This is a genomic window from Micromonospora noduli, from assembly GCF_003264365.1.
GTDB lineage: Bacteria > Actinomycetota > Actinomycetes > Mycobacteriales > Micromonosporaceae > Micromonospora > Micromonospora noduli.
Genome location: NZ_PYAK01000168.1, coordinates 1 through 419 on the forward strand (window position 1 = coordinate 1; position 419 = coordinate 419).

Annotated in this window: 1 protein-coding gene; it reads right to left on the bottom strand. The window is 39.9% G+C overall.

The window, feature by feature from the left end; genetic code table 11:
- On the bottom strand, window positions 1-419 hold a 419-nt coding region (locus GUI43_RS34165; protein ID WP_170158822.1), incomplete at both ends, for a hypothetical protein.

The window sequence follows — 419 nt, forward strand, 5'->3', positions numbered from 1 at the left end:
TGGCTAAATTTTCCTCCTGCTTTTTCAGTTTGATTAAATCCTCTTTGACCTTTTGAACGTTCGTTTCTTTTTCCAATTTCTCTTCCAAATCTTTGGCTAATTCTTCCGAAAAATTACGAGCTTTTCTCTCGGTTTTCAACATTTCTTCCAGTTCCGAAACTTTCGCGAGGGATAGTCCGGCTTCGTCCAATTCTTCCTTCAGCTGACGATTCATTTCGTTCATTTTCGCTAGATCGTTTTCGTACTGAGCTATTCGCCGTTTTATATCTTCCATGTTTTTGTTCGCGCAGTTCAATTGCCGGAGTTCGCAAATTTCTTTGTCTTTTAATCTTATGCACTGTTTTAATTGGTTAATCCGATGTATGAGGTCGCCAGAGTCGGATTTTTCTCCGAGGGATTTGAGCATTTCCAGTTCGTCT